This window comes from Thomasclavelia sp., assembly GCF_047249845.1.
Taxonomy (GTDB): domain Bacteria; phylum Bacillota_I; class Bacilli_A; order Erysipelotrichales; family Coprobacillaceae; genus Thomasclavelia.
In genome coordinates, this window is record NZ_JBKTWO010000025.1 from 1 (window position 1) to 25647 (window position 25647).

Consider the following 25647-nt stretch of genomic DNA (forward strand, 5'->3'; position numbering starts at 1 on the left):
ATTCATCAGCTACTGCTGGTACTAATTTACCTAACTGTTCTTGAGTTACTTCTTTTGCCATATCAATTGCGATTGATAATGCAGTTTTATTTGTTTCTACTGGTTTTGCAGGTCCTAAGTTATTTACTGCTTCCTGTAAATCAGCTAGTGCTTTATCCAATTCTTTTTGAGTACTATTGTTATTAGTTAATACAGCGTTTGCATCTGTCAATTTTTGTACAAATTCTTGATAAGATTCTGCTGTATACTGATCTTCTACAATATCCAATCCATCAATATACAATTGTAAATCACTACGATTTGGTAATAAATCGGTGTTATTTAACATAACTACTTCAGTAATAGTAGGAACACTATTTGCTTCCCATTCAAATTTTAATTCATAAATATTTTCCCAGAATGGTAAATAAATTTCATTTAATGATTTACTTAAAGTACCTACTTGTATCCATTCTTTACCATTTTCACCATCTACTAATACTAATACTTCAGCGTTAGAAACGTTATCTTTTTGAACAATATTAATCTTTGTAACATCTAGTTTTTCAGAAAGAGTATAAGTAATATATCCTGCTTCTGTTGTATCTGGTTTATATGCTGTAGCTAAGTTACTATCAAACATATTTTGTGGGACATAACCACTCATTTCAGGTGCACTTGTTTCAAATGCTGCATCACTAGAATTAACAGTTATTAAAAATTTAGTAATTTCAAATGTAACTGAAGCATCTGTTTTGTTGATTAATCTTACATAACGAGCATTAGGTAAATCTGCACTTTCTGAATCAACATCTTCCCAATCAAGATTGTTTTTAGATACTTGTAAAGTTAAAGCTTCGCCATTTACTAATTGTAAATCAATATCTGTCAGTTCTCTAATTCCTAATAATGTAACTCCAATATATTCATTAGGATTTAATGTAACTGCATCTAATGGTGGTAAAATTGAAGCTTTATCTGCATCAATTACAGTTGCAATATTCTTTAAGCTTTCATTATTTGTATCAACAAATGTATCTTTTGGTTTATTAACTCTAAAATCAGACATTTTTAACCAGACATTTTTATCTTTAGTATTTCTAACTCTTACATAACGTGCACTAATTCCTGTTAAATCAGCTTCTACTGTTTTCTTTTCAACGTTTTGACTGTAACTTCCATATACAGTGTAGTTTTCACCATCAGTTGAATATTCTAAATCATAACCATTCCAATAATCATTTCCTGAAGCACCCATAATAAATCTTACTAAACCTAATGGCTTTACTTCACCTAAATCAAGACCAACAAAATCATCTACTTTAGAATTTTGATTATACCATACATAAGTATCATCACTATCATCAATCAATTTAGATTCATAATAGTTAGAATAAATTTCATAAGTACTAGTTTTAATAACACTTGCATCATATTTTACAACTGGATTATTTGAACCTTCATCATTTACTACAATATCACGAACCCCTAACCATGTATTAGTTCTATCTGCAGTAGCGATTGCTCTAATTCCTTTAACATCTTTTAAATCAAGACCTGTTATATTTATTTCTTGTGGTAAATTATATTCTTCATTATTAATATCGATCCATTCTACCCCGTCTATTGTATATTGTACTTTAGCCTTTTGGAATGTGTCATTATAATTTCCATTTCGTCCTAATCTAAATGTAACACTGTTAATATCAATTGGTTTACTATATTCAAGACCAACAAATGTACCTGTCTCAATTGTATTAGGTACTTCATAAATAATTTCTGTACTTGCATCATTATCCAAAACATTACCAATATTCCCAGTTGCACCATCTAAACGATTAGTGATAAATGTAACATTTTGTTGTCCTGGATTAATAAGTGCTGTAACTTTACCATATAAAGTATTATCTAAATTTTGCATAAATGAATAAATATGCTGTCTACCTACTCTTGCATATTCAGTATGATCAACATAATGGAAACCATGTTCTCTTGAAGCATCATATGCTGCTTGTCCTCTTGAATAATAGTCCCAAATTACACTTGCTTCTTCCCCGTTTTGTAATGCTTTAGTAGCATTTAAATAATTTAAAACTGATTCTGTTGTATCTTTCCAGCAATCTAACCAATAAATAATTTGATCTCTAGTTCTTTCATTTCCGGGATTAGCACTATATGTATTAGCACAATTTTGTAATAATGTAAATTCTGCAATTAAATCATCTGCTTTAGCAATAATATCATTTCCAGCTCTTAAATCACTCATGAATTCACTTAGCTTTGGTGCTAATTCTACAGATTCAGGATTTCCTGTATTGGAATTTATCATATGTTTTCCAAGTTCTCTTAAAGCAATTGATGCTTCTGTATCATAAATTGTACCATGATCCATATAGTTAAATGAATCATGCCATACTCTTTCATAATCGCTTTCATCTTCCCATACATTCCATGCATAATCTGCATTAGCCAAAATTCCATGCTTACTTGCTTCTGACTGTTGCATTGGATTTAAAACAATACCAGCTATTTTTTCTGGATCAGCACCTGGAATTAAGAATCTAGTTGCTCCACCCATAATCAATCCATCTTTAGTTTGATCACTACATGGCCAGTTGATCCACATATATGGACTCCTTGACATGCTATTATTGAATCTATCTAAGAAACTTGAATTTGTTGATCCAAATACCTGTCCACCTGTTTGAATAATTTTTACACTTTCAGGCATTCCTTTTAATCCTACTACACCACTACCATTTCCATAGTAATTAGCTGGACAGAACATCATATCTGTTCTTAATCCTGAAACTTCTTTTTGTTTTTCAATTAACCAGTTTGTTAGATCTGTCATTAATCTTATGTAGCTTGAATCTCCACCGTATGGCACAGAAGCATCATCAGCTAAAATCGTAAATTGTCTTATTCCTGCACTCATCAACTGTTCAAATTTTGTTTTAACGATATTTAAATCTTCATTATAAACTTCATCTGAATTAAATCTAAAGCTATTTGACATAAATGGATGTAATGCATAAACATAGTAACATTTACTTCTATTACCAGCTTCTGCAGCCATAGATATTCCTTCTAATTCTTCTTCAGTATATAATTCTCTCCAACGACTATTATGTTTAGGATCATCTTTAGGAGCATAAATATATTGATTTAATTTATAATCTCCTCCAAAAGTCATTAAATCTGCACGATCTTCATTTGACCATGGATTTCCATAATAACCTTCAATAAATCCTCTAGCTTTAACATCAGCATAATCATTTATTTTTAAATTTAAAACATTATTATCTTTTACTTGCGTAAAGATATGTTTCAATGATGTAATTCCATAAAAAACAGCATCAGTATCTTTACCTAATACTGCAATAACACCATCATTAATACTTAAAATATAAGAATCATATTTATTAAATAAATTCTCATTATCAATTAGATTATTTTCTTTAAAATATCTATCTACATAATCATCAGAATTATATATTCCCATAATTACATTTGTTTTACCAACACTAACAGCTTCACTAACTGTACATGTTTTACCCAATAAATCCAATACATCAACTGTATGATCTTTTGTATAACCATCAATTGCTTCACCATACACCACATTTACATCATCAGAGATAGCAAAATTATCTTCTCCATAAACTACTTCATGAGGTGTTGGAAAAATAGCATAAGTTTTAGTTTCATCTTCCGCATTTACTGGTTTTAATACGATCAATGAACTAAATACCATCGTAAATGTTACAATGATTGTTAATAATCTTTTTAACTTTTTTCCCATATTCTTTCCCTTTCTCATATAGCTATATATAAGCTATCGTACTTCAAAAACTATTTAACTAAACATCTAATCTTAATATGATTTTTTATCCCATCCTATAATGTTTAATTCATTTCCTATAAATAGAAAATAAATTAATATCTTTAAACTCCCCCTTTCTATTAATTATTTTATAATCATTAAACTCCATATATTTCTTTATAGAATTTAATAATAGCAAAAATAAAGCAAGACTAAAAACATCCCTGTCTTATAGTCTTGCCTACTTAAAGTAACAATCTATTCTATTTGCAGTATAAAACACTAATCTTTTATTCTTTAACTATATATTTTAATAATACCACTATCTTTTAATTATTTAAAGTAATATTTTCTTTTCTAAATATTTTTAATCCTACTATACTTAAAACCGCTAAACCTATAAAAATTCCAACTGAACCAGTATCTCCTGTCTTGGCAGCATTCACTGTATTATCTCCTGATTTTACAATATTTGGAGAATCAACATTGTCATCTACTAGTGAATTATTTTCTACTAATCCAGCAATCGCTTTAGTCAATGCGTTTTGTGCATTCGTTACTTCCTCCACTGTTGCTTCTGGATCTTCATAGACCGTTTTTACTGCATTTAATGTTTCTACTAAACTTGTATATGATGCAACACTATAGTTACTTGCTTGTAAGCTTTCTGCTTTATCAATTAAATCCTTTAATAAATCTTTATTTGGTTTTAATCTTAGATTCAAGAATGCTTTTACTAACTCTGTATATACTTCATCTACTTCACCTTGCATTGCATTTACATTACCTAGTACTTCATTTACACCTGGTAATACTGCTTGAAGCGCATTCCATGTTGATTCGATATAATCATTTGCTGTTAAGTTAGCTATCTTATTCATCATTTCTTGTAATGCAATCTTATCACCTTTATAGAATTCTAACATCTGCATTACTTTAGCTAAACGATCAAATGCATTATCTACTTCTTCTTGTGTTGCTTTAGCGTTATCGAACACAGTTTGAGCATTTTTTAATGCTGCTTTGAATTCATCAGCTACTGCTGGAACAATCTTATCTAACTGTTCTTGGGTTACTGCATTAGCCATATCAAGAGCAATTGATAATGTTACTTTGTTAGTTCCTTCAACTTCTTCATCTTTAGTAATTAATTCCATAGTATCTGTATATTGATTATTTTCTCTATAAAATTTCTGCTTTACTGTTGAGTACCAGTTTACTTTTATTTCATCACTATTTTCTTTAAACGATAATATCATTACCATTCCTACCCCATTACCTGAACCATTTTTAGCATCATCTGTATCCATAAATTGTCCATCACAAAGTATTTGAGTGACTGTATTTCCATTTTCACCTACTTTTTTTGACACTACAGGATCGGGATAACCTACATGTCCTGCTATTACCGCTGTAATGTTTTCATGTTTCTTTACAAACAAATCCCACATTTCTTCACCTGTAGTTGATCCTCCAACAAAATCTAGATGATCTGGTGTTTGACGATTAGTTAAGTTTCCATCATAATACATATACTCATGAGTTGTAATAATTACTTTTTTATCTTTATTTTCTTCAATTACTTCACTTGCCCATGATAGTACTTCTTCTCTTGGAGATTGTTCTAAAGAAATCACTAAAAATTTAACATTATTAACTGTAAAATAACTATAAGTATTATCTACCTTTCCTACTTCATATGTTCCACCAAATGTTTCTTTAGATGATACTTCATTATATGGAAAATATTCATTCATTAGTGGCGTACTACGTAATCCATAATATTTACCATCTACTGTAGTAAGTTCAACATCATGATTTCCTGCTGAAAATACATATGGAATAACATTATCAAGTACTTTCATACTATCTCTTGCTGCCATCCATTGATTACGATTATTTCTATCACTAACAATATCACCTACATGAATTGCAAACTCAATACCTAATTCATCCTTGTTGTCTTTTAACCAATTTGTAAGTGTTGAATAATTTTCTATTGGGATATTTTGTGTATCTGGAATGACTGCTATACTTTTATATCCATCTGCACTATTTGCAAATAAATCTGCATCGATCCAATAGTTTTGAGCATGATTTTGATTTTCTGAGCTATCTAAATATTTCTCATTAATTGCTTTATCTAATTTCCAACTACCTAATAATCCTTGAGCATTTTCAATTTCTTTTTTGAAATTATCCTGAATTTCTTCTGCTGTTCGCGTTGTTGACCAGATTCTTAAATCTGCAATCTCACCTTTAAAATTATATACATCACGTGAATCTTTACCAATTTTCAATGGCTGATTTAATTTAGCAACATTAGTTTCTAATAATTCCTCATGCGCCTTTTCACCATTTATATATGTTACCATTTTTTTATTATATTGATCATATGAAATTGCAACATGTGTCCATTGATTAGTACAAACATTAACACCTGTAGCTTTGTAGTCATATGCCTTACCATTTACTAACCAATAAAGACGTGGCACTCCTCTTTCACCGATTTCAAAATTGACAACTGGAATATCACTATAATATTTATTAAACCAGTTTCCTGCAATTATCCCACCTCTACTTGTAGTAGCTGATTCTGGCATTTTTATCCATGCTTCAAAAGTTAGTGGTATTTGCTCAAAAGTATTTACCATTTCAATTTCAATATTACCTTTAGAAAAATCTGTTCCCACATTTGAATATTGAGAAATTTCTTCCATCCACTTTTGAATATATGGTGAAATAATATCATACCCTTTACTTCCAATATGAATTTCTGTTGATAAATTATCATACATATTCTTTCCACTTGTTACTTCTAAAATATCATAGCTATATGATTTATGCTCCCCCTCTATTTCTACTCCACCATCATATAAGTCAATGTATGGAATACCCCATTTTTCACATATCTCTTTTGCTCGATCAAAATATGTTTTATTATTATTACTATAGCCACCCCATGTTGAATTTGGGGTTGCATAATTTACTATATATCCAATAATTGCATCTGGATATAATTCTTTTGCCTTACATAATAATTCATCCATCGCTCCTGAAAATGTAGATGTATCAAAATCTTCTAGATTAAATGAATCTGTCATATCTCCTATTTGTGTCATTGCAATTGAATCATTCATTCCACCATGTAATATTACATAATCATATGCTTTTTCTTGATTATTGATCAATTGATTTACAATTCTGTTTTCTGGATATGAATTAGCTAAAGCTGTGGAAATAGTTGCACTACTAATTCCTGCATTTTTCCAATCCATATTATTAGCTGTTCCAATTCTTCCTGCCCACCCATAATATGGTTTTTTTGAATCCTTTACTGCATTAGTTATACTATCCCCTGCAAATAATACTGATTTTCCATTTAATATACCAGTTTCATTTACATTAAAATCAAAATTGATAGTTAAAGCCTCAATTCCATTAGCTTTCTTATCTTTTATATATGGATTTGACATACTTAAGCTATTGAAATCAAAATCCCAACTATGTAATAAATCAGCTTCATTTCCCACTACTTCTGTTTTCATTAAGCCTTTTACTTCATCTTCTGTCTTACTGCTATCCCATAATGATATTGTATCAATCTTTCCATCTAGATAAAAACTATTTCCACTTCTAAAATCTGTTCCAATATAATGTTGTCTATCAAAGTTTAAATTTTCTGTTAATCTATCTGTACCAGTATTTGTTATTTGTTTATTTACTAATTCTATTCCATTTTTATAAATTTTTACAGCACTGTTTTCAAAATCTCTTACTATTGCAAAATGTGTCCATTCATTGTTACAAATTTCTTGTCCACTTGTTCTTATATCAAGATTACCTGTTAATGTTTTATTTGTATATCCAAATTCTACATATCTTAATTGATTATCTGATGTTATTTCTATCCCCATTCCATTTGATCCATATGCATAATTACTAAAGATCAATTGGCGCTGATTTGGATTTGTAGCTAACTTAGCCCAAAAATCAATTGTTTTAGGTGCTTTTTCTAGATTTTCTGTTATCTCAACATAATTTTTCTTACCACTTTCAAATTCTAATGATGTCCTCCCTTTTGGTAGATCAAATCCTGCTACTTTACATCCAGGTTTTCCTAAAACCTTATTTACTACAATTGTATTTAATGTATCTAACATCGACATATCAAATACCCAGTTACTTGTCAGTCCTGTTTCTTTCCCTGTAAGTACAGCATTACCATTTTGATTGATTTCTTCTGCTGTTTTAACTATTTGCCATAATCTGATTTCATGAATATCAGCATCTAAATAAAATGATTTTCTTGCATCAGTTCCAACATAATGAGTGGACTCCAATGTAACATCATCTTTTAATATATTAGTTCCTGATCCATTTAAAACTAATGTATCTTTTAATGTTCCATCAATATAAAGTAATATTTTATTATTTATAACATCACGGACTATAGCAATATTATGCCAATTTTTATCATATAATTCTGGCACATTTATTTTATAGTCAATACTACTAACTAGTTTATTATTATCATATACAAATTCGACATAACGCAGTTGATTGGCAGCAGTTAATTCTAATGAAAAACAATTTTTCCCAGCAACATAATTACCCATTATTATTTTTCTATTATTATTAGGATTATCAAATTTGATTGAAACTTCTAAAGTTTTAGGGATATAATCTAAATCATTTTCAAGTTGTAAATAATTCTTTTTACTACTTTCAAAAGATAAATTTGTCTTTTCACCAACAGCTTCAATATTGCTAAATCCTGCTTGTCCAATTAACCCCGTAATAATAAGTCCAAAAACAAGTAATATTTGCAAATATTTTTTATTTATTCTTTTCATTTTTTCTCCTTTTTTATTCCTTTGTAGTCAAACATCTTAAATATAAATCTATTTTTACTTTCTCATAATTAACCTTGTAAAATAATATATAAAGGTAGTTATAATATTATAAAATTTATTTTTAGAAAGGGATTTACTATACATTTAATTATTTAAAACTACCTCATAATAATTATAACATTCGTTAAATCTCAATTATATTATCAAACAATTATATGTGTATTAAAAAAAGTAACACTAATATTTAAATGTTACTTTTACTTCAACATATTTAATTTTTGTTACATCAAATAATTACTAACCATTGCAGATACTGCCCACCTTTGATAATTATCTGCCATTTCTACCGGTGTTAAGATATAATCATCAAGAATCCATTTCTTTATTAACATAATTTGCGCTGATGCATAAAAATATGTCGCATAATCTCTTTCCATATCATCCATTTGTGCATCAATAAATATTTTATGATTTATTTTAATTAGATGATGTAATAAGTATACTTCCATAGCATCTCCAGCTTGCGTTTTGACTATTTTACGATAAAATTTTCTATTCTCATATATTCTTTGATACATTGCTTCTAAAATAATTGGTCGATTTAATTCAATCTTGCCAAATTTATCAATTAAATTATCCAATTCATTAATTACATCTTTAATTAAAATCTGTTCTAAAATATCATATTTATCTTGATAAAACGCATAAAAAGTTTTTCTAGATATCTTTGATTTTTCACAAATCATTTTAACTGTTACTTTATTAAAACCATTATCACAAATTAAATGTCGGGCATTCTCTAATATTATATCACGATTTTCCACTTCTTTTCCCTCCTTTCTAATTCCCCTATATACATTTCAACAAATAATTAAATTATTTCTAATATTTAAAAAATCAATTAATAAACAAAATAACGCCATAATTTTTTTAGAAAGTTATGGCGTTATCATTTTTAATTATTTATATTTAACAATCTTCTTTTTTTCTTAGGATACCTATTCCCGCTATACTTAGCATCGCTATTCCTGCAAATACTCCTGCTAAAACATTATCTCCTGTCTTAGTCGCTTTTACCTTTGTATCTCCTGGTTTTACAGTACTTTCTGGGTTTGTTGAATTAGCCACTAATCCTGACATTGCTCTTGTTAATCCTTTTACTGCTTCTTCTATTTCTTCCTGAGTTGCATTTGGATTTTCCAATACTGCTTTCGCTTTCTCTAATTCTGGCTCTAATACTGACCATGATGCTGCTGTATAGTTTGCTTCTTTTAAACTGTTTGCCTTGTTGATTAATCCTTCTAACAGTCCTTTATCTGGTATTAGTCTTAATTCCAAGTATGCTTTTACTAGTTCTTCATATGCTTTGTTGATTTCTTCCTGAGTTGCATTTGGATTTTCCAATACTTCTTTTGCTTTTTCCATTGGTTCTGTCAACTTCGCTACTGATTCACTTGTATACTTAGTCTTATCTAATCCTTCTACCTTGTCATACATTGTCTGCAGTAATGTTTTATCTGCTTTCAGTACTAACTGTCCGATTGCATCTTTTAACTTATTTGCTGCTTCTGTTACTTCATATTCTAAAGCATTTTCATCTTCCATTACTTTTACTGCTTCTTCTTTAGCACTTTCTAGTACTGACCATGATTCAGCTGTATAGTTTTCTTCTTTGTATTCTTCCAGTGAATTTAACAGTGCTTCTAATTCTGTCTTATCACCTTTGATGAAATCTAACATCTGGATTGCATGTGCTAAACGATAGAAAGAAGTATCAATTGTATTTTGATCAGCATTTGGATCAGCTAAAATTGCTTTTGCTTCAGCTAATGCTGCTCTAAATTCTGCTGCTACTGCTGGTACAACACCATTAAGTGTTTCTTCACTGACTGCTTTTGCTGTCTCTACTGCTACTTGCAATGCTAGTTTGTTTGTATTTACTGGTTCATCTACTACTGCTTCTCTTGAAATTTCGATGATTCCGCTTCTCATTCTATCTACATCATTCAATGTTGATTGACGTTCTGCTTCGTTTGCAGCTACAGCACTTCCATAACTTGTTGTTTGTTTTGGTTTACTTAATGTCCCAACTAATTCTTCTACCTTTGCTTTTAGTTCATCAGATTGTTCCATTAAATATTTTGCTTTATTGATATCTCTGATACCTTTTTTCATCATTTCATATCTTGGTGTACTATAGAAAGAAGCATTATAATTTTCATCAATTGCATCTCTTTCCATTGGATAAATGAACCATCCATCTCCTGGTTCCCAATAACGGTATGATATATCATCTTGCATATCATATACCCAGTTATCCCATGCCCAGCGCATAAATCCATCTGTGTTTTGTGCTAATGTATACCACATTACCCAATTGTTATCTGCTGGATCACTAATTACGAAGTTCCCTGGATAATCTCCAGTACATGTATAGATAGTAGTCATTAATCCTAATTCTTTACGATGTGTTGCTAATGCTTTTGTTGCTTGATTTGCAGATTGATCTACATTTCCTAAATTGATTGAGATATCATCAATTTGATCAGTGAAATCATAGCTTGAACTATTATTAAAGTTAAATGCTGATGAAATCTTGAAACTGTCTCCATTTTCATCAGTTAAACCATTAATTAATTCAACAGCTGGTTGTAATTGGTCTAAACCTCTTTCATCCATTGAAATATATGTAATATCAAACCAACCTTTTTCTTTTGAATGATCCATGAAATTAGTTAAGAAATTAGTCCAAATTTCTTGCCAATCAGCATTTCCTGGTTTATAAGATTTCTTTACTGTTTTTCCTGTTGCTTCATCAAAATATGCTATCTGATTATTCCATGGTACGATACTATAACATTTAATTTGTCCAATTCCATTTTCTGGATCTAAAACTCCACATTCAATTTGGAAATTAATCCATGCATCATACCATGTGTAATCGAATACAAATGATCCATCAGCTTTCTTAGTCCATTTTACCATTGATGGGTCATTATAATATGACTGGTGATTCCATGCTTCTTCTACAATATTAGCTACTACGTCTTTACCACCCATAGATGCATATTCTTTCATCGAATCACGCATTAAATTAAAATGTTCTTCTGTAAAATAGAAATCCTCTGCAAGTTCGTTTGTGATTCCTCCAGATGGATTTTTACCTAAACCAAGGTAATAGTTAGCTACAGAGAATGGATGTTGCCAAACTTGAATTTGTGTATTTGTTTCACTTGTTTCTGGTTGTACTAAATCAAGCACTTCAAATTCATATTTAAATTCATATGGTTTATCTAATTCATCTGCAGTTACTGTTATTGTTCCTTGATATAATCCAGGTTTTGCATCCTTTGGTACATTAATAGTCACCCATGCAAACTTTGCAGTTTCAGGTGCAATATCAACTTTACCACCTTTGTAGATTACATCTGGGAATTCTTTTACTGGTGCATTAGAAGGTCTATTACGTCCAACATTAGCTGAAACTTCCTTTAGCCATTTAATTTCAACATCATCAGATGAAATAACAGCACTTCCATTTACAAAATCAGTGGCAGTTATTTCTGCATTATGAACATCTTTATCCCTTGAACAAGCAACGATCTTAGAACTTAAAACATCACCTTTCCAAGCTACATCTTTCCAACTGTTTGTATAATTGGTTAATAAATTAGCATAATCATCTTGTGTTTCTAACTCATTTGTTGAACCTACATAAGCAGATAAAAACTCTACTACAGGAACAACTCTAACATTTATTGAAGCACTTAAATCTGTTCCTTTTACAGTTGCAGTTACTACTGTGTTAGCTTCTTCACTGCTAATAGCTGTAATAACACCATTTTCATCTACAGTCGCAACATTTTCATCTTTACTTTTCCAAATGATTTCTTTATTTGTCGCTACACTTGGGGCAACTTCAGCATTTATTTTTTTAGTCATTCCAGTTTCTAAACAAATATCTGTTTCACTTAAAGTAATTTCACTTGGGTTGATTGCACCATGATAAACTTTTGCAAAATCTACTTGAATTGCACCTTCTGAATCTTCTGGTAACATAACTTTGATTGTATGTTGACCATCAGTTAATTCTTCTGATGCATAAATCAATTGTTGATGAACTCTATTTCCGGTAATTGTTCCATCAGCTTGACCAGCTGCAACACCATCAATAAACACATCATATACACCATGTCCACTATCTTTAGTAGCATAAATTTCTACTTTTGTCCCAATAAATGTTATTTCGTAATAATCACCTGCATAAGCATAATGTTCATCACCATTTGAAAACATGTTAGGATAACCAGTGCTTGCTTTCCAACCACCAGTATATTTGAATTTGAATAATTCATCTCCATTAGTTATATCACTATCTTCAATCTTAGAAACATAATTATCAGTAGTTTCTTCTTTAACACCCAATACTTTTAAATAATCAAATTCCCCATCAGGAGCTGTTGAAGCAGTATTTTTAGTGTTAGAAAGTTCTACTTTTAAAGTATGTTCTCCATATTCGATACCTGTTTTTTCATAAAGTTTTCCTGAAGCTACAGCATTAGCACTATATGCATCAACAGTATCAATTTTTGTTCCATCTAAATAAATATTATAAATTCCTAATCCTGGTTGTTTTTCACCATATAGTTCAATTCCAGTTCCTTTAAACTTAACTTCAAAAGATGGTAATGGATCTCCATCCACATAATGAGCAAAATTAAACCAATGTTCATCACCGCCATAAAAGCGATCTGGATATCCTGTACTAGTTCCCCATCCTTCGCTATAACTAATTTGATGTAATTCTTTACCTATTTGGGAATCATTAATGATTAATTCACCACTTTCGGCTTTAACAGCTGTAAGTGGCAAAAAACTAATCACCATCATCATTGCTAAAAAAATAGCTCCTATTCTTCTTTTCATAGTTTCCTCCTTAATCCCTTCTTTTTAAAGATAAAATCTTTTATATAACATATATCACACTCCTTCCCAGAAAATGAAACCCCTTTCTACATATTATTGTAAATTATTATAAATATTTGTATTTATAAATTTTAAAAGAAAATTTGTACTTTTTAAAAAGTACAAACAAAAAAGAAGTTGATTAAAATCAACATCTAATAACTCAAATATTTTGACTATATCTGACAAAATCACCATTGCTAATTACTTCATTCAATAACATCATATTAACAGGATTATTAGTATTATATACATAAACAGGAATACGATCTATAATCTTTCCATCATCACTAAAAATATCACAAACAATTTTATTATATTCATTGTCTAAGTTATTTTCACCAAAATAACTTTCTAATTCATCCAGTAAATCAACAATATTCCTATCAACTTCATAGATTTCTCCTAAAATCAAATCATCTCCTTCCAATAATAAAGCTGGGTAATTTTTATCTTTAAGAGTCATCAACTTCCCTTTTATAAAACCTATTCCTTTAAAAATGTTTTTATCTTTTAAATAAAGATCATGATTATACATACCTTTTCGTAATGTCCCATAAACAAATATTTTTTCTTTCATTAATGCGTTGCACCACCTGTAATCTTAATATCTTCTTTTGTTTCAACTATTGCTTCAATAGCAGCAATCAATCCCTCCACAATCATTTCTAACGCCATTGATGGCATATTCTTTTTATCAATTACCTGTTGTGGTAAAAAAGGAATATGAATAAAACCACTTTTTTTACCATAATACCTAGTTTCAATTATATGTCTTACTCCATAAGTTACATGATTACACACAAATGTTCCTGCACTATTAGAAACAGATGCTGGAATTTGATGTTCTTGAATTTTAGCTACCATTGCTTTGATAGGTACATTAACAAAATAAGCAGCAGGACCATCTTTAAACACCGGCTCATCAATAATTTGTTGACCAGCATTATCTGGTATGCGACAATCATCGATATTAATTCCTATTCTTTCTACTGTAATATCACTTCGTCCACCAGCCTGACCAATTGATAAAATAACATCAGGGTCAAATTCTTTTATTGCATCATCAATAACTTTCAAAGATTGATGACACACAGTAGGAATTTCTAATTTAATTATTTTAGCACCAGCAATTTCATCAGGCAACTTTTTTACAGATTCAATAGCTGGATTAATTTTTTCACCCCCAAAGGGGTCAAATCCTGTAACTAATATTTTCATCTTTTCCTCCTAAAATCCTAAAACTAACATTAAAATAATGTGAATAACAATCATAATCAATGCCATTGGTACTTGTTCTTTAATTACTGCCCATTTTTGATCCCTAGTTTCTAAAACAGCACATGGTACAATATTAAAGTTAGCAGCCATTGGAGTCATTAATGTACCACAATATCCCGCTGTCATACCCAACGCTCCAATCACAGCTGGATTTCCACCTTGAGCAATAACAAACGGAAAACCAATTCCAATTGTGATAACTGTAAAAGCTGCAAAAGCATTTCCCATGATCATTGTAAAAATAACCATTCCTAATACATACACAATAACTCCAATAACTGGATTACCAGCAGGTATAACACTTGAAATCATATTTGAGATTACATCACCAACTCCAGCAGCTGAAAATACGCTACCTAAAGCTCCCAGTAACTGTGGTAATAAACAAGCTGCTCCTACTTGCATCAATAAACGTGATGTATCAGATCTAGTCTCTGATACTTTTGGTTTACAAATAATAACCGCTAACAAAAGAGCTACCACACAAGCAAGTCCAGTCATTACTGCTCCATTCAAAGCAGTTAGATCTATTTTAACATTACTATTGAATGAAATAAGCTTAATTACGATTGATCTAAAAGCAAAATAAAATCCATCGCCAGTATATTGGATAAACGATAAGATCAAAGCCATTAATCCAATCGCTACTGCAGGAATAAAAATTTTATTTCCAACTCTATCACTTGCTTTTTGACGAAATTCTGGTGTAGATTCAATGAAACTACCCATTTTAACTTGTTTTAATGCAGTTAAACACCCCATGATAACTAGCAATATCCCAACTGCTACAGGAGGAATAATTTTACCAAACATAAAAATCACACCTAATAAAAACCAAAACAAAGAAGTCCCTATACGCGCTTCTTCATTTTTCGTTGCACGATATGCAGTATCAAAACTAACAAGTCCACATAAAGCATAAAAAAATTCTGGTAAATATGTACCTAAAAAATCAATCATTACTTATTTCCTCCTGCTACCTTTTTATCAAACCAAAGAACCTGAATAAAGGTAAGAATTATTGATATTATAGCAATATACATCGATGAAGAAGCTATCATTGATAACGTAACCTCTTTATATCCTAATTCAACCAAAGTTCCTTGAATTAAAACAACCCCACTACTAGCAGGAAAACAGTTTTGGGCAAAAAAGTTCCCATAATTTTCTACAGCAGCAGCTAATCCTTTAATTTTCTCACTTTCTTTTTCATTCAAAGGTGCCTTTTTAGCAGCATTAGCTGCTGCTTCACTCATTGGTAAGATCAGTGGTCTAACAAACTGTACATGTCCTCCGATTCTTACATTTAAAGCAGATGCAATTGAACGAATCACACTATAAATACATAATACTTTACCAGCTGAAGCATTTTTAATTTTACTAATTAAAAATGCTGCTCGTTCTTTTAATCCATACCTTTCAATAATTGCAATTACTGGAAAAATAATTAAAAAAATTGACATCAATCTATTATTAACAAAAGATTCCCCTAAAATTCTTAAAATCTCAATAATATCTAATCCTGATACTAAACCTGTCACGATTCCTGAAACAATTACAACTGCTAGTACATCTAATTTAAAAGCAAATCCTACTACAATTATGACAATTCCTATAAGTTTTATATACTCCATATCTTCTCTCCTTTTTATGAATTTTATATTATAATATTTTTTCTTTCAATAAAAGTAATAACTTTTATTATAACTAAAAATTTAAACCTATTATAAATATCATATATAATTATGCACCTTTTAAACTCTATTTAAAATTTAATTTAAAAAGGTTAGAATAATACTCTAACCTATAATCTAAACTATTTTATAACTATTCAACTCATAATAAGTGCATTGAATATTGATATCAATATCTATCTTGAAATTACCTCCATGATCATATACACGAGTCGTAAAAGCATATTCTCCATGATTAAAAAATAATTCCAGTGACGAAGTATCACTAAAGATCGCTATCTCTTGTAATTCTTCAATAATAATGTGTCTTATATCACGACCATAACCACTTTCTTTCATTGTAAATGTAAGTAATTGATTATGATAATCAATTACTACATCATTTCGTAACTTAAGTATAAACTCTTGATTATTTATTGGCAAATGAAGCTCAAAACAATTATTTTTTAAAGTTAAACTTTCTTGTAGATTAATTATTTGTTTTTCTTTTCTAAGTTTTTTTGTTTCACTAATAGGATATTGATAAACTTTATTGTTTATAAAAGATATTTCACGAGGAAGAGCAAAAGCATGCTGCCAATTCTTATCAACAGTTGGATTAGAATATGGGACATCCGGTAACCCCATCCAGCCAATGATAATAACACGATCATTTTCATCTATAAATAATTGAGGTGCATAATAATCAAAACCATGATCAAATTCTACAAACTCACTTAATTCATACTCCCCCTCTATATCACCATAAACTAAATAATAACCATTTTGATATAAATTTTCATAATTATAACCCTGAACTTCTACTCCTTGAGGACAACAAAATAATACTAGCTGCTGTCCTAATTTAACTAAATTAGGACACTCCCACATATAACCAAAAGGTTGTTTAGAAACAATTCGATTAATATATGTCCAATTTTTTAAATCTTTAGAACGGTATAATAAACAACAGCCAACATCATCTTTAGTTCGAGCTCCTAAAACCATATTATAATGATTGCCATTTTTAAAAATTTGTGGATCACGCACATGAAGAGTCAAATCATTAGGATAATCAATATTTTTCATTAGACATATTTTATCATTAAACTTTATCCCATCATCACTAGTGACCATAACTGTATTATGTTCACGTCCTGTATATATATAATCATAATCCCCTATATGTTTAACATTACCAGTATAATATACATACATCTTATCATCTTTAACTATCGCCGAACCTGAATATACACCATTTTTATCTAATGGACTATCAGGAAACAGGGCAACTGGTTCATTTTTAAATGTAATGAAATCTTTAGTACTATAATGTCCCCAATATTTACTACCCCCTAAACAATTATCAGGCGTATATTGGTAATATAAATGATATTTATCATTAAATTGGCATAATCCATTAGGATCATTAAGCCATCCAATTGGCGGCATTAAATGATAATGAAGACGATATTTATCACTTGATCCTTGTCTTTCTAATTCTTTTATTTGTTGATTATTTAAGCAGGTCATATTATTCTCCTATATTAGCTCTATAATTTTTTGATTTAATTCATTATCTCCTAAGTTAATAATTTCAAATTGATTTTTACTTGTAATAACCATTGGTGTAGCAGTTGAATATCCTGCTTCTTTAATCATTTTAAAATCAACTTCCATTAATTTCTCACCTTGTTTTACTATTTGTCCTTCATTCACTAATAATGTAAATGGTTTGCCTTCAAGTTTTACTGTATCTAAACCGATATGAATCAAGATTTCTACACCACTATCTGTTTTTAATCCAATTGCATGTTTAGATGGAAAGATCATTGTAATTTGTCCATCAACAGGAGCCACTAAAATATTACCAGTTGGAAAAATTACAACTCCATCCCCCATCATTTTTTGAGCAAAAATCTCATCTGGTGCCTCATTTATCGGGGCAACTCTCCCTTTTAATGGAGTATTAATAGTCACTGTTTTTATAACTTCTTGTTCTTTTACAGATACTGCGTCATTATTTTTAATTTGTTTAGCCATATCTCGCTTGTATAAAATCATTGTAAGAATAAACGACACTGCTATACTTAAAATCATTCCAATTCCAAAATTCAACCAAGAACTTGATTCAATAGAAATAAACCCTGGTAACCCTGCTGCTCCTAAAGCAATTGCTAAAGTTTTTGTAGCTGCTAAATATGCACTCCCTACCGCTGAACCGATCATAGCTGCAATAAATGGGTATTTAAGTTTTAAAGTTACTCCAAACATAGCCGGCTCTGTAATTCCTAATAGCGCTGATACTCCTGATGCTGAACAAATACTTTTTAATTTTTTATCTTTGGTTAATAATAAGATTGCAATAACAGCTGCCCCTTGAGCAACATTTGACATAGAAGCAGTTGGAAAAATAAATGATCCTCCAGTTGTAGCTACTGCAGCTAACAGCTGTGTTTCTACCGCAATAAAACTATGATGCATTCCGGTCAAACAAATTGGTGCATAGAAAAAACCAAATATTGCTCCACCAAATAAACCAAGAGAATTATACATCCATGAAATTCCATCTGATAATAATATTCCTGCTTCTCTTAAAATTGGTCCTACAACAATAAAAGTAATAAAACCAGTGATTATAGTTGCAAATAAAGGAGTTGTAAGATTATCTAGCCAAATTGGGGTTATCTTATGCAGACGTTTTTCTATATTTGCCAAAATCCAAGATACACCTAATACCGGCAATACTGTTCCTTGGTATCCTACTGCTTCAATTGATAAACCAAAAATATTCCATACTGGTATCTCTACTCCAGGTTTACCATATGAATAAGCATTTAACAACTCTGGATGAACCATGATCATCCCCAATGCTGCTCCTAAATATGGATTACCACCAAACTTTTTTGTAGCACTAAAGCCAATCAATACCGGTAAAAAAGTAAACGCTGCGTTTGAAAATAAATTGATCATTGAAGCTAAATCAGCCCATTGAGGATATGCTTCAATTAAACTCATGCCTTCAAAAAACAAACCATTAGCTGTTAAAATATTATTAAGTCCCATTAATAACCCTCCAGCAACAATAGCCGGAATAATTGGTACAAATATATCACTCAATAATTGAACTGCCCGTTGTAAAAGATTACCTTTTTCTTCTTCTTTTTGAGATTGTGGTGTACTGTCATTTTTAATTCCCAAAATACTCGTTACCTCATCACAAACCAAATTAACAAGTCCCGGTCCTAAAATTATTTGATACTGGCCTTTGGCTAAAAAAGTCCCCTTAACAACATCAATGTCTGTTAACTCTTCTTCATCGACCTTATTTTCATCAATCAGATTTAAACGTAATCTCGTTGCACAATGCATTGCTCCAGTAATATTTTCTTTTCCACCAACACATTTAATTATTTGTTTTGCTATTTTGTTATAATCCATTTTTATCCTCCTCTATGGTATCGGTTCCACAAACATACTATAATCTATATTTTAATAACTGTCAATATATTTTCATAAAAAATGAAACCGATACCATATTTATGTATATAAAAACGATATTTATGAAAAAATATCGCTTATTAATTATAAGATTTTGACACTTTTACCTTCAATTAATTGATAATCAATTAATTGAAGATTATCAACAGAATTTTCTTCAATCAAATCAATAATTGTTTTTCCTGCTCTAATTCCAGTTTCCTCATTATTAAATCTAATTGTTGTTAGACTTGGATCAATAAATAATGATGTCTCATATCCCCCAAAACCAATTAATGAAATATCTTCAGGCATCTTCCAACCTAATTCATTAATTGCTTTGAGACAACCAAGAGCAATATTATCAGTTGCTCCAATAATTAAACTTGGCTGTTTATGCTGTAAATATTCTTTAGCAAGGCGATATGCTTTTTCTAAAGAAAAATCACTCTCTAAAAAATCAATTTTTTTAGCCCCATGAGCTTTTAATCCATCTAGTACACCATTTTTACGATAAATTCCAACTGCTTCATCTTTTCCCGTTACACCAATATAACAAATATATTTATGTCCATGACTAGCTCCATACTTTCCAACATCATAACCAGCATTATAATCATCATTAATAATTGAAACCCCTAATTTAAAACGTTGGGCCACAAATAACAAAGGAATATCGAGCTTAGCTGCAATATTTTGGTGTGCCATTGTTACATTAGTAGCCATCAAAATAATTCCATCTACATTCATCCGCCATAATTGTTCAATTGAAGTTAATTCTCTTAATTCATTATGATTAGTATTAACTATCAAGGTTGTATACCCATGATCTTTCAAATACTCATCCATTACCATCAATACTCTTGAAGTAGTAATTGAATCTAGACATGGTACCACAATACCAATTGTCTTAGTATATTTAGCTTTTAGAGATTGGGCTAAAGCACTTGGCTCATAATTATATTCTTCAATAATTTTTTTTAATTTTAATCTTGTTGATTCTTTAACATAACCACCATTAAAATAACGTGATACAGTACTTTTACCTACCCCTGCTATTTTAGCTATATCACTCATCGTTAATTTTTTATTTTTCATATTTCACCTCAACTAATAAAAATGACGGGTACCCCCGTCCACTAATTTACTTTATAATATTATTTTTATATTTCAATGTCAACTAGCACACTAGATTTATTTAATTATAATTGTTTTTTAATATTTATCTTGATGTAATCGTTAAAAAATGGTATTTTTTTATTAAACATTTATATAAAGGGGAAACGTATGAAGAAAATCGTTAAATTTGGAGGTTCATCATTAGCTGATGCAACCCAATTTAAAAAAGTTGCTAAAATAGTACAAAGCGATGAATCTCGACGCTTTGTTGTGCCTTCTGCACCAGGTAAGCGATTTAAAGAAGATATTAAAGTAACAGATTTATTATATCAGGCATATAACGCTAAAGATAAACAAATATTTGAGGATACATTTAATAAAATAAAAAATCGTTTTCAAAATATTATTGATGAATTAAAGTTAGACTTATCTTTAGAAAAAGAATTTACAACCATAAAAAAAGCTTTTCAAAATAAAATTGGTATTGATTATGCTGCTAGTCGTGGGGAATATTTAAACGGAATCGTTTTAGCAAATTATTTAGGATTTGAATTTATTGATGCAAGTGAAGTAATTTTTATCGATGAACATGGAAATTATGATGAAAGTATGACTGATCCAATTTTAACTGATCGTTTAAATAAAGTTAAAAATGCTGTTATTCCAGGATTTTATGGTTCCTTAAATGATGGAAGCAAAAAAATTAAAACTTTTTCTCGAGGTGGAAGTGATGTTACAGGCTCAATTATTGCTCGAAACGGTCATGTTGACCTATATGAAAATTGGACTGATGTCTCAGGTTTTTTAGTTGCTGATCCTAGAATCGTTAGAAATCCTGCTACAATTGGCACAATTACATATAAAGAGTTAAGAGAACTATCATATATGGGAGCTAGCGTACTTCATGAAAATTCTATTTTTCCAATTCGCAATGAGGGAATACCGATTCAAATTAAAAATACAAATCGTCCTGAAGATGAAGGTACACTAATTGTAGAGACTACTTGTCATAAACCTGACCATGTTATTACTGGTATTGCGGGTAGAAAAGGCTTTGCCACTATCATGATTGAAAAAGATATGATGAATAGTGAAATTGGTTTTGGTCGAAAGGTTTTAGAAGTATTAGAAGAAAGTGATCTATCATTTGAACATACTCCTTCAGGGATCGATACAATGACTATTGTCGTTGAGACCGAATCTTTTATTGATAAAGAACAAGAAATATTAGCTGGAATCCATCGTGCTGTACAACCTGATTCTATTGAACTTGAATCTGATCTAGCTTTAATCGCTATTGTTGGTAGAGGCATGAAAGATGGGCGCGGTACGGCTGCTAAAATCTTTACTGCTCTAGCAAATGAAAATATCAACATTAAAATGATTGATCAAGGTTCATCTGAATTAAATATTATTGTTGGTGTTAAAAATGTTCATTTTAATAATGCTATTCGAGCAATTTACAAAATGTTTATAATTGAAGAATAATGAATTAAAAAGGTTTTTACTTAATATAAATAAAAACCTTTTTTCATACTCAATTATCAATTTGATAGATAAAATCAATAATTTAAATATCTTTCCACATTAAAGCAAAACGTACTGCTTTAGACCATCCTTCTAGCAATTCAGCTCTTTGTTTTATTTTCATAACCGGTTTAAACTCTTGATCCAATAACCAGTTATTTTTTATTTCCTCTTTATTTTCCCAAAATTTTACTGCTAATCCGGCTAAATAAGCAGCTCCTAAAGCTGTAGTTTCAATAATTTCTGGACGATATACAGAACAGTTTGAAATATCACTTTGAAACTGCATCAAAAAATCATTTGTACTTGCCCCACCATCAACTTTTAGACAACTTAAATTAATATTTGTATCTTCTAACATTGCTTGCATCACATCATTAGTTTGATAAGCTATTGACTCTAATGCAGCTCTTACAAAATGTTCCTTACTTGTCCCCCTTGTAAGCCCTACAACCGTTCCCTTTGCATATGGATCCCAATAGGGTGCCCCTAATCCTGTAAAAGCTGGAACTAAAAAAATACCATTAGTATCATTAACCTTCATTGCATATTCAATTGATTCTGGGGCATTTTTTATCATCCTTAATCCATCTCGCAACCACTGCATTACTGCTCCGCCAACAAATACACTACCTTCTAAAGCATAACTTATTTCTTTTTCATCACTTGCAGCAATTGTTGTAAGCAAACCTTTTTTTGAATGATACATTTTTCCACCTGTATTCATTAATATAAAACATCCTGTTCCATAGGTGTTGTTTGCTTCACCTGCTTCAAAACAGCATTGACCAAATAATGCCGCTTGTTGATCACCAGCCGCTCCACATACTGGAACACTGCCACCTAAAATTCCTTCTTTACTATATCCATATATACAACTAGAAGCTTTAACTTCAGGTAACATACTATAAGGGATTTTAAAATATTCTAATAATTCTTTATCCCAACATAAATTTTTAATATCATATAGCATTGTTCTTGAAGCATTTGTATAGTCTGTAACATGTACTTTACCACCAGTTAGATTATAAATCAGCCATGTATCAATTGTTCCAAATAATAATTTACCTCCATCTGCTAACTCCCTTGCTCCATCGACATTTTCCAATATCCAAGCAATTTTTGATGCTGAAAAATAAGCATCTGGTATTAATCCCGTTGTTTCAATTACCTTTTGTTCTAATCCCTCTGCTTTTAATTTATCAATCATTTCTGCTGTTCTACGACATTGCCAAACGATTGCGTTATAAATTGGTTGTCCTGTTTCTTTATTCCAAACTACTGTTGTTTCTCTTTGATTAGTAATTCCAATTCCTGCTAAATCAATTGCTTTTATATTACTTAAAGCCTGTGCTTCAATCATTACCGATAATTGTGATGACCATATTTCTAGCGGGTTATGTTCAACCCATCCTGGTTTTGGAAATATTTGTTGAAATTCTTTTTGAGCTTTAGCTACTATATTTCCTTGATAATCAAAAATAATACATCGTGAACTAGTTGTCCCTTGATCCAAAGCCATAACATACTTAGTCATAAATTTCATCCCCTTTTTATTGACTCTTCCATCATCCACTAAATCTATATTAATTACTCCATTCTAATATCTTCTATTTTATCAAATAATATTCACAGTAACAATCAAAGCTTTTAACTCCAAATCAGTTGTTATATTTAATATATCTAAAATATAATACATTTGATATAAAGATGAGACAAACTATATCTTTTTCAATGATATAATTAGAGTGTTATCGAAACTCTTAAATAGAGGAGATGAATGCCATGTTTATAGAAGTGATGACTTCATATCTTGTCTCTATCGTAGTATCTGTAATCGCAGGAATTATTTTGCATTACATATACAAGTGGCTTGATCGAGATGACCAAAATCTCTAATAAGCACAGAAAAACCAGAAGTTGCAGCTTCTGGTTTTTCATTTGCCATGTTTTCATGACGACTTCTACACTAGTATATTATCATATACATAGTGCTATTTCAAGTATTTCATCTTTATTATAAATTATTCATCTCACCTCTTATTAAATATAATCAAACCTGTAATTGCTGATAAAATTATTAAACATCCAATTAATTTAATAATCGTTAACTGTTCCTGGAGAATAATAATTCCAAAAATAACACTTGTAACTGGTTCAAACATACTTAAAATTGAAGTTGTTGTTGCACCTAAATAACGAACTCCCTGCTGTAAACAAATAATTCCAATAATTGATGTAAGAATCGCAATTAATAACGAATATCCATATGCTTGAAGTCGAAGAATAAGATTTAATTGACCACTAAATAAACCAATAACTAGCAGCGATATTGAAATCACAATTGCAAAATAGAAATTTAAGACATAAGGATTGATAGTTTGTAAACCTAGCTTTTCGATTCCTATCATATAATACGCAAAGGTTACTGCAGAAAATAATGCTAAAAACAAACCAAAAAAAGATGCTCCACCTAATTCAATAAAAAACAATATCCCAATACTTGCAACTACTAAGCAAATTTTAACTGCGTTTGATAGTTTCTCTTGATAATAAAAATAGCAAATCAAGGAAACAAACATCGGATAAAGAAAATGAAGTACTGTTGCACTTCCAACCTGGATATAACTATATGAAGTATATAGAGCAGCAACAGTTAAAGCATTGCCAATTATTCCTACTAGACATATATTTCTCAATTGGTGAATTGTAATTCGATAAGGAATCTTCTTTAAATTAATAATTAAAAATAAAATTGGAATTACAAATAAATGACGAAAAAAAGCCATCGTTATTCCATTACTACCCATAGAATAAGTTATTTTAGCTAATATTGGTGTAAAACCGAAAATAACAGCTGATAAAATTGTTAGAAAATAGCCTCTTTTTTTCATTTTGCCTCCAAAAAATTAATAAATGTGCATAGCACATTTATTATCCC

At 30.2% G+C, this 25647-nt stretch carries 14 protein-coding genes; 1 reads left to right on the forward strand and 13 read right to left on the reverse strand.

What is annotated here, in order from left to right; translation table 11 throughout:
• From ACLR9T_RS07855 to ACLR9T_RS07905, 11 genes are all read right to left on the reverse strand, one after another.
• The coding region (locus ACLR9T_RS07855; protein ID WP_413108988.1) for a beta-N-acetylglucosaminidase domain-containing protein at positions 1 to 3784 on the reverse strand (3784 nt) is incomplete at its 3' end.
• A 350-nt stretch (positions 3785 to 4134) separates the two neighbouring features.
• Positions 4135 to 8661, reverse strand: a complete 4527-nt coding sequence (locus ACLR9T_RS07860; protein WP_413108989.1) for a LamG-like jellyroll fold domain-containing protein — start codon at positions 8659 to 8661, stop codon at positions 4135 to 4137.
• A 281-nt stretch (positions 8662 to 8942) separates the two neighbouring features.
• Entirely contained in the window at positions 8943 to 9485 is a 543-nt protein-coding gene (locus tag ACLR9T_RS07865) for a TetR/AcrR family transcriptional regulator C-terminal domain-containing protein (RefSeq protein WP_413108990.1), read from the reverse strand.
• A 145-nt stretch (positions 9486 to 9630) separates the two neighbouring features.
• Positions 9631 to 13587 (reverse strand): glycoside hydrolase domain-containing protein, encoded by a 3957-nt coding sequence (locus ACLR9T_RS07870; protein WP_413108991.1) that lies wholly within the window; start codon positions 13585 to 13587, stop codon positions 9631 to 9633.
• 202 nt (positions 13588 to 13789) lie between these two features.
• Positions 13790 to 14206 (reverse strand): gamma-glutamylcyclotransferase, encoded by a 417-nt coding sequence (locus tag ACLR9T_RS07875; protein ID WP_413108992.1) that lies wholly within the window; start codon positions 14204 to 14206, stop codon positions 13790 to 13792.
• A complete protein-coding gene (pcp, locus tag ACLR9T_RS07880) occupies positions 14206 to 14847 on the reverse strand; it encodes a pyroglutamyl-peptidase I (protein WP_413108993.1) in 642 nt (213 codons plus the stop codon). Before pcp ends, ACLR9T_RS07875 begins: the two co-directional genes overlap by 1 nt.
• Before the next feature lie 9 nt (positions 14848 to 14856).
• Positions 14857 to 15867, reverse strand: coding sequence for a DUF979 domain-containing protein (locus ACLR9T_RS07885; protein ID WP_413108994.1), 1011 nt, complete (start codon positions 15865 to 15867; stop codon positions 14857 to 14859).
• Positions 15867 to 16541 carry a DUF969 domain-containing protein gene (locus ACLR9T_RS07890; protein ID WP_413108995.1) on the reverse strand — a complete coding sequence of 225 codons (675 nt, stop codon included), beginning with the start codon at positions 16539 to 16541 and terminating at the stop codon, positions 15867 to 15869. The genes ACLR9T_RS07885 and ACLR9T_RS07890 overlap by 1 nt, the downstream gene beginning before the upstream one ends.
• Positions 16542 to 16718: 177 nt before the next feature.
• Positions 16719 to 18113, reverse strand: coding sequence for a glycoside hydrolase family 32 protein (locus tag ACLR9T_RS07895; protein WP_413108996.1), 1395 nt, complete (start codon positions 18111 to 18113; stop codon positions 16719 to 16721).
• A gap of 9 nt (positions 18114 to 18122) precedes the next feature.
• A complete protein-coding gene (locus ACLR9T_RS07900; protein WP_413108997.1) occupies positions 18123 to 20021 on the reverse strand; it encodes a sucrose-specific PTS transporter subunit IIBC in 1899 nt (632 codons plus the stop codon).
• 144 nt (positions 20022 to 20165) lie between these two features.
• On the reverse strand, positions 20166 to 21158 hold the full coding sequence (locus ACLR9T_RS07905; RefSeq protein ID WP_413108998.1) for a LacI family DNA-binding transcriptional regulator: 993 nt from the start codon (positions 21156 to 21158) through the stop codon (positions 20166 to 20168).
• A gap of 189 nt (positions 21159 to 21347) precedes the next feature.
• Between ACLR9T_RS07905 and ACLR9T_RS07910 the strand changes: the two genes are divergently transcribed.
• Positions 21348 to 22667 (forward strand): aspartate kinase, encoded by a 1320-nt coding sequence (locus ACLR9T_RS07910; protein WP_413108999.1) that lies wholly within the window; start codon positions 21348 to 21350, stop codon positions 22665 to 22667.
• Between the two features lie 82 nt (positions 22668 to 22749).
• Here the strand turns inward: ACLR9T_RS07910 and glpK are convergent, their stop codons facing one another.
• Together glpK and ACLR9T_RS07920 are read right to left on the reverse strand one after the other, a co-directional pair.
• On the reverse strand, positions 22750 to 24243 hold the full coding sequence (gene glpK, locus ACLR9T_RS07915) for a glycerol kinase GlpK (RefSeq protein WP_413109000.1): 1494 nt from the start codon (positions 24241 to 24243) through the stop codon (positions 22750 to 22752).
• Between the two features lie 496 nt (positions 24244 to 24739).
• The gene (locus ACLR9T_RS07920) at positions 24740 to 25600 is read right to left on the reverse strand and encodes a DMT family transporter (RefSeq protein WP_413109001.1); all 861 of its coding nucleotides are present in this window, start codon (positions 25598 to 25600) and stop codon (positions 24740 to 24742) included.
• Positions 25601 to 25647 lie beyond the last annotated feature (47 nt).